Raw genomic sequence first — 16,319 nt, forward strand, 5'->3', positions numbered from 1 at the left:
GTGTTCATCCTTTCTCATTGGCTAGCAATTGTCGCAAAAAGGCAATGATGCGCTGCTTCGCCAAATGGTGCTGCCCCTCGACAATGCCGATGCAAGAAGGACAGCCGCTTTCACACGGGCAGTTTTCCACCCATTGCTTCACTTTTTCGATCATTTCATCATATCGTTCAAAAACGGCTTCCGATAAACCGATCCCGCCCGGATAACGGTCATAAATAAAAATCGTCGGCCTTCCCGAATGCGGTGCTTTTATTTGTGGCACGACATAAATATCCGACCGGTCACACATGACAAACATCGGGACAAGATGACGGAGAACATTCGATATCCCGATCAAGACTTGTTCAAGCAGCGGCGCGTCGATGTCAGACAGCTCTTCTCCCAATTCGATCCATGTCGCTGATGTATGCAGCTCTTCTTCCGGCAAATGAATCGGTCCCGAACCAATGTTTTCAAATGTCGATAATTTGATTTTTTTAAAGATCGTCGCCATCGCCCTTACAGAAACATCGCCATAATGCAGGCTTAACTGCTGCCTTTGCTCGCTTCGGTCTTCTTCTAGGACATGAAGCTGCACCGCTAAATTCGCATCCGTAAAATATTCTACGTTCACTTCGCGGACATATGCCTTCTTTTCTTCCCAATCGAGCTTTTCTACTTGGTATTGCACTCCTTCATGAAGATAAATCGCTTCCTCATGCAGCAGCGTCATTGCGCTGAAACGGTCCATTTCGCCGATGACGCGATGGTTCGCTGTTTCGGAAATATCGATAATGACGACATTTTCTTGCGAGGCGGAGCGCAGGCTAATATTATGAGCCGGAAACGCGTCATTCATCCAATACCATTTGCCGGCACGGTAGTGCAAGACTTTTTGCTCTGTTAAAAATTCCAACACTTCTTCCACTTCGAGGCCGCCAAACTTTTCTCCTTTTCGGAAAGGAAGTTCATATGCTGCACATTTAAGATGATCAACAAGAATCAGCATGTTATCCGGGTTGATGCGAGCCGTTTCCGGAGAGCGGTCAAAGAAATATTCCGGATGCTGCACAATGTACTGGTCAATCGGATTAGAGCTCGCCACCATAATGACGATGGAATCGCCATGGCGTCTTCCTGCCCGTCCGGCTTGCTGCCACGTGCTCGCTACGGTGCCGGGATAACCGGTCATGATGCATGCCTGCAGCTGGCCGATATCCACGCCAAGTTCAAGCGCGTTCGTACTCACCACTCCAATAATTTCCCCGCTGCGCAACCCTTTTTCGATCTCCCGTCTTTCTTTTGGCAAATAGCCGCCGCGATAGCCGCGAATCGTTTTCGGTCCCAACCGGTCTTTCACCATCGCCTGCAAATGGCTTAAAATCAACTCGACGCGCACGCGGCTACGGGCAAAGACAATCGTTTGAATGCCGTTTTCCAAAAACTGTTTTGCCAACCGGTTCACTTCGGCAGTTGCGCTTGCCCGAATGTTAAAAGAGGAATGAACTACTGGCGGATTATAAAAAACAAAATGTTTTCTTCCCCGCGGCGCTCCATTGTTATTAATTAATGTCATGGGTTCTCCCGTCAGATGTTCGGCCAGTTCTTTCGGATTAGCAATCGTTGCCGATGTGCAAATAAAGATCGGCTTGCTTCCGTAAAACGAACAGATGCGCTTTAAGCGGCGGATGACGTTGGCAACATGGCTGCCAAACACGCCGCGATACGTATGGAGCTCATCGATGACAACATAGCGCAAGTTTTCAAATAAAGATACCCATTTCGTATGATGCGGCAAAATTGCCGAATGAAGCATATCGGGATTGGTAATGACAATATGGCCCGCCTGGCGAATTTTTTGACGAATGCCTGGGGCGGTGTCGCCATCGTACGTATAGCTATAAATCGGCACGCCCATTTCCTCGATGATTTCGTGCAATTCGTTTTTTTGGTCCTGGGCGAGCGCTTTGGTTGGAAATAAATAAAGCGCTCGGCTATGTTCCGCTTCGGCGATCGCCTGCAACACGGGCAAATTGTAGCAAAGCGTTTTCCCGGAAGCTGTCGGTGTCACCGCGACGATATGCTTGCCGTTTCGCACCGCCTCGTACGCCGCCGCCTGATGGGTGTAAAGCGAGGCGATGCCGCGCTTTTCAAGCGCTGATTTGAGGCGCACGTCTAGGCTATCTGGCATTGGAACCGTATTGGCTTCCTGCGGCTCGATTTCATGCCAATATACGACATTTGGATCTTTGCGCAATTGTTCAATCAATTCATGTAGGTTCTTTTTCTTCATCCATGCTCACCTCAACGATATCACTTTTATTATTTTAATAGAAATGAGGTGGGAATTGCCACGAAAAACAATGTACGCACCACAAAAAACGCCCAGTCATCAAGACTGGACGGGGTGATCTGGCCGATATCCAAGCCGGGCGGATATTTGTTTGCCGATCGCCTGAATGCGACCCTGCAATTTTTCCATCCGCTCGTCTGTCATGCGGATCGTCGGACCGGAAATGCTGACGGCGGCCACTACGCTGCCCGAATAATCAAATATCGGAACAGCGATACAGCGAATACCGTACTCATTTTCCTCTAAATCCAATGCATATCCTTTTTGTTTTACTTTTTCTAATTCTTTGAGAAATTCATTCTTGTCCGTAATCGTGAAATCGGTATGCTTTGGCAAGCCTTTTCGATCGATGATCTCTAATGCTATATGAGGCGGCAAATGGGCAAGAATTGCTTTTCCGACGGCGGTGCAATGCATCGGTGCCCGTTTTCCTACTTTCGAATGCATGCGCAGCGTTTCCGTTCCCTCTAATTTTTCGATATAAATGACTTCGCCTTGGTCATATACCACAAGGTGAATGACCTCGTTTGTTTCTTTTTCCAATTCCCGCAAATACGGTTTCGCCTCTTTCCGCAAATCGATCGATTCAAGCAGTTTGGAACTGATTTCTAAAAATTTATAGCCAAGCTTATATCGCTCCGTTTCTTTATCTTGCTCGATGTAGCCGTATTGAACAAGAGTCGATAAAATGCGATAGACGGAACTTTTATTAATATCCATTTGATTGGCGATTTCGGTGACGCCTAACCCATCTTTTTTCGAACTGACGATATCAATGATATGTAATGCCCGGCTTACGGATTTTACTATATTTTCTCTTTCCATCGTGTTCACCTCAACTATTCCTTCGTCCACTGCCATTATACACCTATTGCCGGGCATTTTACATATAATGGTACATTTTGCGCCATTAACATGTTTTTGCCCGCTCCCGAGCCGTTACAAACGTATTGCGCAGCGTACCGATTTCTGCTATTTCACATTCAATCACATCGCCGGCTCCAACCAGTTCGGCACCGACCGGGCTTCCCGTTAAAATCACATCGCCCGGTTTTAACGTCATCACGCTTGTTAAATAGGCGATCATTTTGCTGATTGGAATAATCATCAGTTCTGTCGGGCTGTTTTGTTTTTCAACTCCGTTTAATCTCGCTTTCACCCAAACAGAAGAAGGGTTCAGCTCCGTCTCGATGACAGGGCCTAACGGCGTGAACGTATCGAACGATTTGCCGATCGTCCAGTGGCCGTCCGGATGGAAAAATTGCGGCGCCGTTACATCGTTGGCAACAGTATATCCAAATATATATTGCCAGACATCCGATTCAGGGACGTTCTTTGCTTCCTTGCCAATAACTACAGCCAATTCTGATTCAAATTTGACTTTGTCGACTCCCGCTGGAATAACGATCTCCGCTTCCGGGCCAATAACCGATGAAGACGGCTTAAAGAAAAAGACAGGAATTTCCGGAAGCACATTTGGCAATTGTTCTCGTTTTGCTACATAGTTTGCGCCAATTCCGATGATTTCATTTGGAACGAGCGGCGCCAGCAATGTTACTTCTTGCCTGCTGAAAACGTTCCCTGTATATTCCCATCCCGTAAATAAATCACCGACGATTTCGCGAATCACCTCGCCATTCACTACTCCCATATGCGTTTTTCCATCTGCAGTAAATCTGGCAAATTTCATGATGCCACTCCTCTCACATAACGTTTTCCTGTTCTTTTTCCGTATCCCTGCTTCTGGCGACTCCCGTTCTGATGGCCGCACGCGCCACCGCATCGGCCACAGCCGCGACTACGCGCTTATCAAACGGGTTTGGAATCACATAATCATTCGTTAGTTCTTCTGGGCTGATTAAACCGGCAATCGCACTAACCGCTGCTAGCTTCATCTCTTCATTAATTTCAGAGGCACGCACTCGCAGCGCTCCTTTAAAAATTCCTGGAAAGGCGAGGACGTTATTGACTTGATTTGGCAGATCAGATCGTCCCGTTGCAACAATGGCTGCTCCTGCCGCTTTAGCTTCATCCGGCATAATTTCCGGAACCGGATTAGCCAGCGCAAAGACAATGGCATTGTCGTTCATCGAGCGAACCATTTCCGGCGTGAGCGCCCCGGCAACAGAAACGCCAATAAATATATCGGCAGCTTGAATGACCTCTTTTAGTGTTCCTTGAACGCGCCCGCGATTCGTTTGCTTTGCGAGCGTTTCTTTTATCTTATTCATACCGTATGGACGGTTTTCATAAATCGCCCCTTTGGAGTCGCATAAAATGATGTCGCCCACTCCCATATAAAGAAGCAACTTCGCAATCGCGATGCCGGCGGCGCCGGCTCCGTTAATGATCACCTTGCACTCGCTCAAACGCTTTTGCACGACCTTCAACGCATTGATTAACCCGGCGGCCGTTACAATTGCGGTTCCATGCTGGTCATCATGGAATACTGGTATCGATAACTCCTGCTTGAGGCGCTCCTCAATCAAAAAACAGTTTGGCGCGGCAATATCTTCTAAATTAATGCCGCCGAACGTCGGTTCTAACAATTTGACGGTCTGAATGATTTGTTCCGGATCATCGGTGTTAATGCAAAGCGGCACAGCATCAATGCCGGCAAATGCTTTAAATAAGGCGGCTTTTCCTTCCATGACGGGCATGGATGCGCTTGCGCCAATATTCCCCAGTCCTAATACAGCAGATCCATTGGAGACAACCGCCACAAAATTTCCTTTCATCGTGTAGTCATATATCAAATCAGGGTTGACATAAATTTCTTTACACGGCTCCGCCACTCCCGGAGAATAAACGACGCTTAAATCATCTGCATTTTCGATCGGGACTTTGACATCTACATATAGCTTTCCTTTTGCTTGCTGATGAACCAGTAGCGATTTTTCCCGCAGGTTCCGCATGATCGTTTACCTAGCTACTAACCTTTTTCCATCTATTTCTGCCGCCTTTTGTGCTGCTTTGCTTACTACAATAAATCTGTAGTAACTAGGATTTGCACCTCCTTGTTTATTTATTTGAATATTTCGACGAATAATACGAATGAACAAGGGCGTTCATGGAAGAGAAAGACGCCCTTGTTCATCATTTTCTTATTGTTGAACCGCTGCATATTTGGCTTTTGCTTCTAAACGGCGGCGATGCAAAATCGGCTCGGTGTAGCCGTTTGGCTGTTCATAGCCTTTAAAGATTAAATCGCACGCCGCTTGGAAGGCAACGGAATTATCATAGTCCGGAGCCATCGGCCGATAGTTCGGATCGCCGGCGTTTTGCTCGTCCACCACTTTCGCCATCCGTTTTAACGTTTCTAACACTTGCTCTTTCGTGCAAATGCCATGGTGAAGCCAGTTGGCGATATGCTGGCTGGAAATCCGCAGCGTTGCCCGGTCTTCCATTAGCCCGATATTATTAATATCCGGCACTTTCGAGCATCCGATACCTTGATCGATCCAGCGCACCACATAGCCTAGTATGCCTTGGCAGTTGTTATCGAGCTCTTCTTGAATTTCTTCCGGCGTCCATTGCGGATTTTTAGCGACCGGAATCTGCAAAATTTCATCACGGTAATCTTTGCGGTCTTTCCGCAACTCATTTTGCACTTCTGCTACATTTACTTGATGGTAATGGAGCGCGTGCAGCGTCGCTGCTGTCGGCGAAGGCACCCATGCCGTATTGGCGCCGGCTCTTAGCTGCCCGCCTTTTTGTCTGAGCATTTCCGCCATCATATCCGGCATTGCCCACATTCCTTTTCCGATTTGGGCGCGGCCTTGGAAGCCGACCGCTAAACCGATCGCAACATTGGATTTTTCATAGGCTTGCAGCCATGTCGACGATTTCATCTCGTTTTTGCGGATCATCGGGCCCGCTTCCATCGACGTATGAATTTCATCCCCTGTCCGGTCTAGGAAACCTGTATTAATAAAGACGATGCGGTCACGCACTTGATAGATGCAGTTTTTCAAATTCAATGTCGTGCGGCGTTCTTCATCCATGACGCCAATTTTAATGGTGTTGCGTTTTAGGCCGAGCATATCTTCAACACGGTCAAACAGTTCATTCGCAAACGCCACTTCTTCTGAACCGTGCATTTTCGGTTTGACGATATAAATCGAGCCCTTACGCGAATTTAAGTAACGAGTGTTGCCAATAAGCGAATGTTTCATAATCAAGCTTGTTACAACCGCATCGATGATGCCTTCATATACTTCCTCGCCGTTGGCGTCTAGAATTGCGTTGTTTGTCATTAAGTGGCCGACGTTGCGGACGAACATAAGCGAACGTCCTGGCAGCGTAAGCTCTTTGCCATCCGGTGTTCGATAAATACGGTCCGGATTTAGCGCCCGCGTCATCGTTTTTCCATTTTTTACAAATGTAGACGTTAAATTTCCTTTGACAAGGCCAAGCAAGTTGTGGTATACGAGCACTTTATCTTCTGCATCCACAGCCGCTACCGAGTCTTCGCAGTCCATAATGGTTGTGACGGCTGCTTCCAAATAAATGTCTTTTACCCCCGCTTTATCCGTTTTCCCGACCGGATGGTTGCGATCAATTTGAATTTCGATGTGAAGGCCGTTATTTTTTAACAAAATAGCGGATGGATTTTCCGGATTTCCTTGGAATCCGACAAATTTTTCTTCCTCTTCTAGCGTCGTAGTGCTTCCGCCTTCGACAGTAACCGTTAATTTCCCGTTGACTACCGCATATTGTACGACATCTTTATGAGAATATTCTTTTAATGGCACTGCTTGATCCAAAAACTCGCGCCCATAGGCGATGACTTTGGCGCCGCGCACCGGATTGTAGGAGTTGCCGCGTTCAGCGCCGTCTTCTTCACTAATCGCGTCCGTTCCGTACAGCGCGTCGTAAAGGCTTCCCCAGCGGGCGTTGGCCGCGTTTAGCGCATAGCGCGCGTTCGTCACCGGAACGACTAGCTGCGGTCCCGCTTGCACCGTGATTTCCTCGTCTACTCCTTCGGTTGTAATCTCAAAATCCTCCACCTCTGGCTCTAAATAGCCGATTTCGGTTAAAAATGCTTTATATTGTTCCATATCGAAGCTGCCGCGATGTTTTTTATGCCACTCGTTTAGCTTTGCTTGGATCTCATCACGGCGGGCAAGCAGCTCCTTGTTTCTTGGCGTTAAATCGGCAATTAGCGTTTCAAAGTCTTTCCAAAATTTTTTCCCATCGACACCGCTTCCAGGAAGCACTTCCTCATTGATAAACTCATAGAGCAATGTCGATACTTGTAGATTCCCGATTTTTACGTATTGTTCCATTTCCTTTCCCTCTCTCCCCTTTTTTGTTTCTTATTACGAAACACTGTTTCATGATTGTTTAAAAAAATGATAGCATGAAATGAAATCACTTTCAATGATTTTCGCAAAATTTTCACTTTATGGAGGAAGCAACTTGTTTCATCTCGACGCATCGCCCCGGAGTTGGGAACAGCTTTCCGGCGTTCAGCAAATTTTTCGGGTTAAACACGTCGCGAATGTCGGTTTGCGCAACAATTTCTTCATCGCTGAAAATGAAGCGCATTTCTTCTTTTTTCTCGATACCAACCCCGTGCTCCCCAGTAATCGAACCGCCAACCGCGGCACATACCTGCAGGCATTCGCTTCCTGCCGCAAGCGCCCTTTCTGTTTCTCCTGGCTTTCTTGCGTCAAACAGCACAAGCGGGTGAAGATTTCCATCGCCCGCATGAAAGATGTTGGCAATGCGCAATCCATACTTTTTGCTAATCGCTCGGATATTTTTTAGCACTTCCGGCAATTTGTTGCGCGGAATAACCCCGTCTTGCACTAAGTAATCCGGGGAAATGGCCCCCATCGCGCTAAATCCGGTTTTGCGGTTGGCCCACCAGCGCGCCCGTTCTTCCTCCGATTGAGCCACTTTTACTTCGCGCACGTTGCGCTTCTTGCAAATGTGCAAAATTTCATTAATTTGCTCGGAAATGCCGGCAGAAATCCCGTCTACTTCAATTAATAAAAGCGCTTCAATATCTTTCGGATGTCCGACCGGAAAAGCGGCGGCCTCCACCCCTTCGATCGCTGTTTGATCCATCATCTCGAGCGCCGCCGGAACCATCCCTGCGGAAATAATATCGGAAACGGCCTGGCTCGCGTCTTCGACACGATCAAAATAGGCGAGCACCGTCTGCTTCGCTTCTGGATTTTTTAAAATCCGAACTGTAATTTTGGTCACAATCCCCAACGTTCCTTCTGAACCAGTCAACAGCCCTAATAAATCATATCCCGGCGGATCAGGAATGCCGTTTTCCCCGATTTCAATAATTTCCCCGTTTGGCAGCACGACTTCAAGTCCTAAAATATGGTTCGTAGTGACGCCATATTTTAAACAGTGCGCTCCTCCCGCGTTTTCGGCGACGTTTCCGCCAATCGTGCAGCAATATTGGCTCGATGGATCAGGAGCATAATAGTACCCTCGATCAGCGATCGAATTTGTTAGCTTTAAGTTCACAAACCCAGGCTCCACCACCGCGCGGCGGTTTTCCAGATCGACATGAAGCAGCCGCTTCATCCGCGTCAAACTAATCACAACTTCCCCGTTTAGCGGAATCGCGCCGCCGCTTAATCCGGTTCCGGCTCCGCGGGCAAGAAACGGCAAGTCGTGGTCATGGCAATACTTAACGATCGCTGCGACTTCCTCCGTATTTTTCGGAAATACGACCGCTTTCGGCAGATGGCGGTGAACGGTGAACCCGTCACAGTCATAGGCAATCAAATCTTCTTTTTTGTATAAAATCGACTTTTCGCCGCCAACAATGCGTGCTAACGCTTGAATATGCGGGTCCTTCGTTTGTATTGCCGTTTTTCTCATATGCGTACTTCCTTTCCTTCTTCTTTTTGGTACGCCCAATCTAATATTTGCACCGTATGGACGACTTTTTGGTTTCGTCCGTATTTCATAACGCCGAGCGCCATTTGCAGCATGCAGCCCGGATTGCCCATCGAAATCAGCTCCACATCCTGCGGAACGTGTTCCATTTTGCTTTCCAATACCGCTCCTGCCATCTCTGGATGGGTGAGATTGTAAATTCCCGCACTGCCGCAGCAGCGATCTGCGTTTGGCATGGCAACCATTTCTACTCCCGGAATGCTTGTTAATAGAGCGCGCGGCTCCTGGCGGATTCCTTGACCATGGGCCAAATGGCAGGCGTCATGGTACGTAATGCGCATGTTTAACTCGGTCTTCGGTTTGTCATATCCGGTGTCATGCAAATATTTCGAAATATCTTCGACTTTTTGGGCAAATTGTTCTGCTTTTTCATGCCACTCTGGATCGTCGCGGAACAATTCCGGATATTCCTTTAACATGCAGCCGCATCCGGCCGCATTGACGATGACGCGGTCGACATGCCTAAACGCCTCGATATTTTGCTTTGCCAGCCTGCGGCCTGTTTCGCGGTCGCCGGCATGGACATGAAGCGCTCCACAGCACGTTTGGTTTTGCGGAATAACGACATCGTTTCCGTTGCGGGTCAACACTCGGATTGTTGCTTCATTAATGTCGCTGAACATGACATCCATCACGCAGCCGGTTAGTAGTGCGACCGTATGCTTTGTTTCGCCTTTGGCTTTAATAACGTTCGTATGCTTATATTTTTTCCGCACCGGTACGCCCACTTCCGGCAAAATGGCTTCCATCTCCGCCAAATGCTTTGGCATTATACGAAGCAGTTTTGCTTTGCGGGCGAAAGTCTGCAGTCCGCTTTTTTGATACAGTTTTAACAAGCTTCCAAGCAGATGAAGACGAGATGGATACGGAAACACCCCTTTGAGGAAGAAATCACTGACCAACGCTTTCCATCCTGTTAACGGAATGGCTTGGCGAATTTGTCCGCGCACTTGTTCAATCAGTCCGCCGACATCGACATCCGCAGGGCATGCCGTCGTGCAAGCGCGGCAGTCTAGGCATGTAAAAATAGGATCGATTAAATCTTCTGTAATCTCTAGTTTTCCTTCCCCCACCGATTTCATCAAATGCACGCGTCCGCGCGGCGAATGTTGTTCCTGACCGGTCTGTTCGTAAGTCGGGCATGATTCTAAACACATGCCGCAATGCACGCAGTCCGCCCATTTGCTTGGATCCGGCGGATCGCTAAAGCGATAGTTCCCAAGGCTGACGGTCGTACAGGCCGGTCCGCTTTTTATCTCGCTTTCTCGTAAACTCATCTTATATCCCCCGACAAACCGCTGATGATTTAACGTTTGCTTTGGATCAATTTTTCGTTTAATTCCTTCAAGCAGAAAAAAGTACGATGGCTTTTCTCCCCATACATTGACGCGGGTGCGCAGCGCGAAAGGCAGGTGCTTGACGATGGCGTATCCGCCCAAGCTTGTCGCCGCCGCCCGCAGCTGTTCGATCGCCGTGATGATCGACTCCTCGCTTCCCTTCAAATACACTTGGCAAAGTCCGTGCCCCAGACCCCCGTGCGCCTCCATATGGACGTGGCAGCAGTCTTCTAATAGCTCGCTCTCGCGGATGATCGAGATGACATTCAAATTCACGACGCCGATTTTCACCGCCGCTTCGACTTCGTTTCCAGCCGGTTCGTGCGGTGCGGCGCCATTCGGGCCGATCGTGTAGAACGTTTGCCAAAACGATTTGGCCTCTTCCTGCGGAAGAATACGAATCGTCGTATGGGACGGACGGAGACGCTGTACATAGTCTTCTTGATAATGAACAGCGCTTTCTACATCTTCAAACGCGATCATTAGCGTATAAGCACGCTTGCCGATCAGCCGCTCCGACAGCGATGGGCTCAGCAATTCAAAACAAACAGGCTCCATCATCGAATCGAGAAATTGAACGGCAAACGAACGAACTTCTTCCAAATTCCCCGACGGAAATGACAGCAATACAAGGCTTTCATATTTTGGCAGCGGACGGAGCTTCAGCGTGATTTCCGATAACACGCCAAGCGTGCCCATCGCTCCGATAAACAGCTTGTTCATATCATAGCCGGCCACATTTTTGACGACTTTTCCTCCAGAACGAATCACCGTTCCATCCGGATACACCGTTCTCAAGCCAATGACACTGTCGCGCGCCGAGCCGTAGCCGAGCCGTTTGGGCCCGCTGTCGTTGGCTGCAATGACGCCGCCGATCGTCGCGTATTGCGGCCATGCAGGGTCAAGCGCGACTTTTTGCCTGTATTCCGCCAAGTAATCTTGCAGCTGCCCAAACACGGTTCCTGATTTAACGGTAACCGTCATATCGGCAGCGGCATGTTCGACAATCCCGCTATAGTTGGCTAGCGATAGCAAAATATCGGCGCATTCCATTTGTCCTCCGAATCCCCGCTTCGTTCCGCCGCCGACAATGCATACTTTTTTTCCGTGGCTGTTGGCGTAACGCAATACGGCGGAAATCTCTGCTTCTGTTTGCGGATAAACGGTTACATGGCCGCCGTTGCCAAGCGGGTGCGTTTGACCGTCTATCTTCACTTGTTCTTCTGGTAAAAATGTGGTTAAATCGTCTTTCCATGCTAACGGCAGCACCCTTTGCACCTCCTGTTGTTTCGTAATAAGAAACGATGTTTCTTTTATTTTGTAAAAAATAGGCCATGCATCGGCAAATGCAAGACTCATCGACTACTGCATGTTTTATTGCTTTTTACTATTATTAAAACATCTATTTTTATTTTTTTCAACGAATTTTTTGAATTTATGAATAATTCTATTCATTCTCCTTTTTTACCGTCACATTGCATTGTTGTTCGAAAAGCTGAATGACCGCAGACATATCTAAATTGGACAACCCCTGTTGCATGGCAAGGGAAAACGCTGCTTCCGCCATTTGCCCTAAAAATTGCTTCATGCCCATTTCCTTCATCAGCTCGTTGGCCAAACGAACATCTTTATGTACATACTTTACTGCTCCACCCGGCGTAAACCGGCGCGGCAGCACATATTGCTCCATATGCCGGCGCAGCATGCGGCTATCCCCGTAGCTCACTTTCAAAATCCGATAAAGCTGTTCTGCATCTAATCCAAACGCTGTTCCGGCGACCATCGCCTCCGACGCGGCAACGGAATGTACAGCGACAAGATATTGGTTAATTAGTTTGGCCGCGCTGCCCGCCCCGCTTTCCCCCAAATATTCGACTGTTTCGCCAAGAACGTTCAGAAGCGGCAACGCTTGTTCCCAAGCGGGCTTCGCCCCGCCAACCATAATCGTCAGCGTTCCTTGCTCCGCTCCTTCCGGCCCGCCGCTCACCGGTGCGTCTAAATAGTAAATGTCTTTTTCTTGAGCCCGTTTGGCCACCGTCTTGCTTGTATCCGGTCCGACTGTCGTAAAATCAAGACAAATCGTTCCCGGACCAGCATGGTCGATGACACCGTCTTTTCGCAAATAAACGTCGATAACATCGTCCGGCATCGATAAACACGTACAAATGACATTCGAGTGCCGGGCCAGTTCCGCGATCGTGTCGGCTCTGTTTGCCCCCATCTTTACTAACGGTTTCGTTTTTTCGATAGAACGATTGTATACAGTAACCTGGTAGCCTGCACCAAGCAGCCGTTTTACCATCCTTGTTCCCATCACACCTGTACCAATAAATCCAACCTTCATTCCTCTCGCTTCGCCACTTGAATAATGATCCATTGCAGCGAAACTTCCCTCCCTTCTGCTTCGTCTCCGAAATCAATGGCCAATGTTAGACCGCTCCCCATGCAAAAAAGCAGGGGATTCTTGGGTAACCCCTTCTACTGAAGGGGAAAATAACATACGCCATCCAAAACTTTGTTCGCTTCGCCCCGATGGAATATATTCAAGCCCGACCATCCCTTTGTACCCGCATTTCTCTAAATGGCGAAAAATATATTCATAGCGAATTTCTCCCGTTCCCGGCTCATGCCGTCCCGGGACATCAGCAATTTGTACATGAGCAATCCAGTCAAAATACGTTTCAAATGTCGTTGCTAAATTTCCTTGAATTCGCTGCATATGATAAAAATCGTATTGAAGCTTGATGTTTGCTAGTCCGATTTCTTTAATCATCGAAACGGCTTCATGAATATTCGTTAAAAAATAATTCGGCATATCAAATGGATTGATCGGCTCGATTAAAAGTGTCAACGAGTGGTTCGCCATTTGTTTTGCCGCATCATAAAGATGGCGCATGTACGTTTCTTTCGCTTTTTGCCTGTCTAAATTGGCTGGAAGCACTCCCGCCATACAGTGAATATACGGAACGTTCAACTCGACCGCATATCGAATTCCTTCTTCTACGGAACGCTGAAACTCGTCCGTTCGGTCTGGGAAAATCGCGAGTCCTCTATCCCCTTTTTCCCAATTTCCTGGCGGTAAATTGATTAATACGAGAGACAATTGGTGCTGATGAAGCTCGTCGCGAATGCGTTCGATAGGATATTCGTATGGAAACTGGCACTCCACGAACGAAAAACCGCACTCTCTTACTTTTTGAAATCGTTGTAAAAACGGCATTTCTGTAAAAATAGTTGATATGTTAACAGCAAACTCGTTCATTCTTTCTTCCTCCTTTCCGACGAATATTGCTTATCATTCTCGCTGGAGATGCCGTATTCCTGCTTATTTCAGCAACCGTTTTACCCATTGAAGCGCCTTCGGGTAATTTGGATAGCGCACAGCGATATCCCATACGGTCGTTTGTTTGAGGATGCTTTTATAATGGGAAAAAGCGTCAAAGCTCGCTTTGCCGTGATACGCCCCAAATCCGCTTTGTCCGACGCCGCCAATCGGCAAATACGGCATCGTGATATGCATGAGCGTATCGTTAATGCAGCCGCCGAAACTAACGCGCTCTAACACCGCTTGTTGCACGCGGCGATCCTCCGAAAACAAATATAGTGCCAGCGTTTTTTCGTAACGTTGGATAAAGTGGATTGCTTCGTCGATGTTCGCAAACGAAAAACCGGCAAAATTGGGCGAAAGCGACCATTCTCATCTTTTCGAAGCGCGATTTAGCAGTCTGACTGCTTACTGCAATGAAAAAAGGACTGTTTTCCTGGCCAACAGGGAAAACAGTCCTTTTTGTATAAACATTCGATCAATCTTCATCACTGGCAAAAAAGCGCAAAACGTAAATAAACAAGTTAATAAAGTCAAGATAAATGTTGACGACAATCATCGGAATGTCAGCTTCCGTAAATCCATAGCGGGCAAGGCGATTGATGTCGTAAATCGTAAAGCCAAGGAAAATGAGAATCCCTAGGGCAGCGATTCCCATTTGCCCGACGTTGGAAAACGGAATAAACCATTGAATAATCAAGAGACCGAGCAGCGCAAACGCGCCAAGCATTAAAAAGCCGCCGAGAAAAGAGAAATCTTCTTTCGTTTTTGCCGCGTAAATGGCCACGCCGGAAAACGAGAAGGCTGCCAGGGCAAACGCCTTCAACACCGCATCGGCGCCGATAACGGAAATGTAATAGCCGATCAGCGGATAGAGCGTTGCACCAGATACGAGCATAAAACTGTACATAAGCGGATAGCCGACCGCTTTTTTGCTGCGGGCAAAAATCATCACAAGCAGCAAAACGATCTCCAGTACAGCAAGTGGTAAATGCATCGCTGCCGGAATCCATTGTCCGACGTAAAGACCCCCTGTTGCCACTGCTAATGCTGCTAAAAATGTAACGGTTAGTTTAGCAATGGGACTAGATGAATACGTTGTTGAGTACAACACACATTCCTCCTTTTTTTATTTAGTTTATCACAATTGACCGTGAGCGGTCATTAGCTAAAATGGTAGTTTTGTATGAAAAAATACAAAGAGTTTGAAAATAAAATTCGCATGTTCCATTTCATATGTATACGTGGCGGATTTTTTGTTAACGTTCGAATGGATTGGCCGTCTTGCCTTTCCATCCCATCACCGCAAACCGATTCGCATAGTTACCAGCTTCGTTGCGGAACGTTGAAGCGGCCCATCGCTCACTTTGTGTTTGTCACAACGATTTTTTGGCAGGATATTGCGCGGGGATGACAAGCAAATAAAAAAGACTCGCCTAAGCGAGCCTTTTGTTAATCCGCAAATAAATCGGACGATAAATAACGCTCTCCCGAATCCGGCGCCATACAAAGGACACGCGCCCCTTTTGGAAGCTGTTTGGCCACTTTGACGGCATAATAGGCGCTGGCCGCAGCAGAAGCGCCGACAAGAATTCCTTCTTCGGCCGCCAGCCGGCGCGCCATCATTTGAGCGTCTTCATCTTTAATAAGAAAAATATCGTCATAAATATTGCGGTTTAAAATTTTCGGAATAAACCCCGGACCTGTACCCGGGATTTTATGTGGTCCTGGTTTTCCGCCCGACAATACAGGGGAACCATATGGCTCTACGACATAAATGCGCAAATTTGGGATATGCTTTTTCAATTCTTCTCCGGTGCCAGTCACGGTTCCACCCGTACCGGCAGTAAGCACAAACGCATCTAACTTACCATCAAATGCTTCCAAAATTTCTTGTGCGGTGCTATGGCGATGTGCATCCGGATTCGCCGGATTTTCAAACTGCATCGGGATGAAGCTGTCTGGAATTTGCGCGGCAAGCCGGTTCGCCTCATCAATCGCTCCTTGCATCCGTTTTTCCGCCGGCGTTAAATGGACCTCTGCTCCGTATGCTTTTAAAATTTTCACCCGTTCGACTGTCGCGTTATCTGGCATCGTGATAATGCAGCGATAGCCGCGGGCCGCACAAACCATCGCCAAGCCGATGCCGGTGTTTCCAGAAGTTGGTTCGATAATTGTGCTTTTCCCCGGAGTAATCTTTCCTTCTTGTTCTGCGCGCCGAATCATTTCGAACGCTGCCCGGTCTTTTACGCTTCCTCCCGGGTTAAACGATTCTAGTTTCATATACACATCCGCACCATGCGGATCAGGAATCCGGTTTAATTTGACAATTGGTGTATTGCCGATTAAGTCTAAAACAGAGTTGTATAGTTTCATCGTAAATCCCCAACCTTTA

Annotated in this window: 12 protein-coding genes and 1 pseudogene; all 13 read right to left on the reverse strand. The window is 47.7% G+C overall.

The annotated features are described in order from the left end of the window. Window positions 1-4: 4 nt before the first annotated feature. The gene (locus BV455_RS00875; protein WP_017437369.1) at window positions 5-2,272 is read right to left on the reverse strand and encodes a DEAD/DEAH box helicase; all 2,268 of its coding nucleotides are present in this window, start codon (window positions 2,270-2,272) and stop codon (window positions 5-7) included. Window positions 2,273-2,371: 99 nt separating this feature from the next. Beyond that, entirely contained in the window at window positions 2,372-3,157 is a 786-nt protein-coding gene (locus BV455_RS00880) for an IclR family transcriptional regulator (protein WP_017437368.1), read from the reverse strand. Window positions 3,158-3,242: 85 nt separating this feature from the next. Then, window positions 3,243-4,022: a fumarylacetoacetate hydrolase family protein gene (locus BV455_RS00885; protein ID WP_218687620.1), complete on the reverse strand. Its 780-nt coding sequence runs from the start codon at window positions 4,020-4,022 to the stop codon at window positions 3,243-3,245. A gap of 13 nt (window positions 4,023-4,035) precedes the next feature. Then, entirely contained in the window at window positions 4,036-5,247 is a 1,212-nt protein-coding gene (locus tag BV455_RS00890; RefSeq protein WP_218687621.1) for an NAD(P)-dependent malic enzyme, read from the reverse strand. A 189-nt stretch (window positions 5,248-5,436) separates the two neighbouring features. Further along, on the reverse strand, window positions 5,437-7,620 hold the full coding sequence (locus BV455_RS00895; protein ID WP_218687622.1) for a malate synthase G: 2,184 nt from the start codon (window positions 7,618-7,620) through the stop codon (window positions 5,437-5,439). 112 nt (window positions 7,621-7,732) lie between these two features. After that, window positions 7,733-9,184 (reverse strand): FAD-linked oxidase C-terminal domain-containing protein, encoded by a 1,452-nt coding sequence (locus BV455_RS00900; RefSeq protein WP_017437364.1) that lies wholly within the window; start codon window positions 9,182-9,184, stop codon window positions 7,733-7,735. Then, complete coding sequence (locus BV455_RS00905) at window positions 9,181-10,539, reverse strand: (Fe-S)-binding protein (RefSeq protein WP_218688001.1); 1,359 nt, start codon at window positions 10,537-10,539, stop codon at window positions 9,181-9,183. Before BV455_RS00905 ends, BV455_RS00900 begins: the two co-directional genes overlap by 4 nt. Window positions 10,540-10,545: 6 nt before the next feature. Then, a pseudogene (locus tag BV455_RS00910) lies at window positions 10,546-11,868 on the reverse strand (FAD-binding oxidoreductase); the annotation flags it as partial. Between the two features lie 178 nt (window positions 11,869-12,046). Continuing rightward, window positions 12,047-12,976, reverse strand: a complete 930-nt coding sequence (locus BV455_RS00915) for an NAD(P)-dependent oxidoreductase (protein WP_071997960.1) — start codon at window positions 12,974-12,976, stop codon at window positions 12,047-12,049. A gap of 39 nt (window positions 12,977-13,015) precedes the next feature. Continuing rightward, window positions 13,016-13,861: a hydroxypyruvate isomerase family protein gene (locus BV455_RS00920; RefSeq protein WP_017437360.1), complete on the reverse strand. Its 846-nt coding sequence runs from the start codon at window positions 13,859-13,861 to the stop codon at window positions 13,016-13,018. Window positions 13,862-13,924: 63 nt separating this feature from the next. Next, window positions 13,925-14,251, reverse strand: a complete 327-nt coding sequence (locus BV455_RS00925; RefSeq protein WP_218688002.1) for an aldehyde dehydrogenase family protein — start codon at window positions 14,249-14,251, stop codon at window positions 13,925-13,927. A gap of 151 nt (window positions 14,252-14,402) precedes the next feature. Continuing rightward, window positions 14,403-15,038, reverse strand: a complete 636-nt coding sequence (locus tag BV455_RS00930; RefSeq protein WP_218687623.1) for a Bax inhibitor-1/YccA family protein — start codon at window positions 15,036-15,038, stop codon at window positions 14,403-14,405. A gap of 338 nt (window positions 15,039-15,376) precedes the next feature. Further along, window positions 15,377-16,300, reverse strand: coding sequence for a cysteine synthase A (gene cysK, locus BV455_RS00935; protein ID WP_017437355.1), 924 nt, complete (start codon window positions 16,298-16,300; stop codon window positions 15,377-15,379). Window positions 16,301-16,319 lie beyond the last annotated feature (19 nt).

It is taken from the genome of Parageobacillus caldoxylosilyticus, assembly GCF_019272935.1.
Taxonomy (GTDB): Bacteria; Bacillota; Bacilli; order Bacillales; family Anoxybacillaceae; genus Saccharococcus; species Saccharococcus caldoxylosilyticus.

Coding starts and splice junctions, on each gene's coding strand:
- BV455_RS00875 (WP_017437369.1), bottom strand. CDS start 2,272: ATGAAGAAAAAGAACCTACATGAATTGATTGAACAATTGCGCAAAGAT.
- BV455_RS00880 (WP_017437368.1), bottom strand. CDS start 3,157: ATGGAAAGAGAAAATATAGTAAAATCCGTAAGCCGGGCATTACATATC.
- BV455_RS00885 (WP_218687620.1), bottom strand. CDS start 4,022: ATGAAATTTGCCAGATTTACTGCAGATGGAAAAACGCATATGGGAGTA.
- BV455_RS00890 (WP_218687621.1), bottom strand. CDS start 5,247: ATGCGGAACCTGCGGGAAAAATCGCTACTGGTTCATCAGCAAGCAAAA.
- BV455_RS00895 (WP_218687622.1), bottom strand. CDS start 7,620: ATGGAACAATACGTAAAAATCGGGAATCTACAAGTATCGACATTGCTC.
- BV455_RS00900 (WP_017437364.1), bottom strand. CDS start 9,184: ATGAGAAAAACGGCAATACAAACGAAGGACCCGCATATTCAAGCGTTA.
- BV455_RS00905 (WP_218688001.1), bottom strand. CDS start 10,539: ATGAGTTTACGAGAAAGCGAGATAAAAAGCGGACCGGCCTGTACGACC.
- BV455_RS00915 (WP_071997960.1), bottom strand. CDS start 12,976: ATGGATCATTATTCAAGTGGCGAAGCGAGAGGAATGAAGGTTGGATTT.
- BV455_RS00920 (WP_017437360.1), bottom strand. CDS start 13,861: ATGAACGAGTTTGCTGTTAACATATCAACTATTTTTACAGAAATGCCG.
- cysK (WP_017437355.1), bottom strand. CDS start 16,300: ATGAAACTATACAACTCTGTTTTAGACTTAATCGGCAATACACCAATT.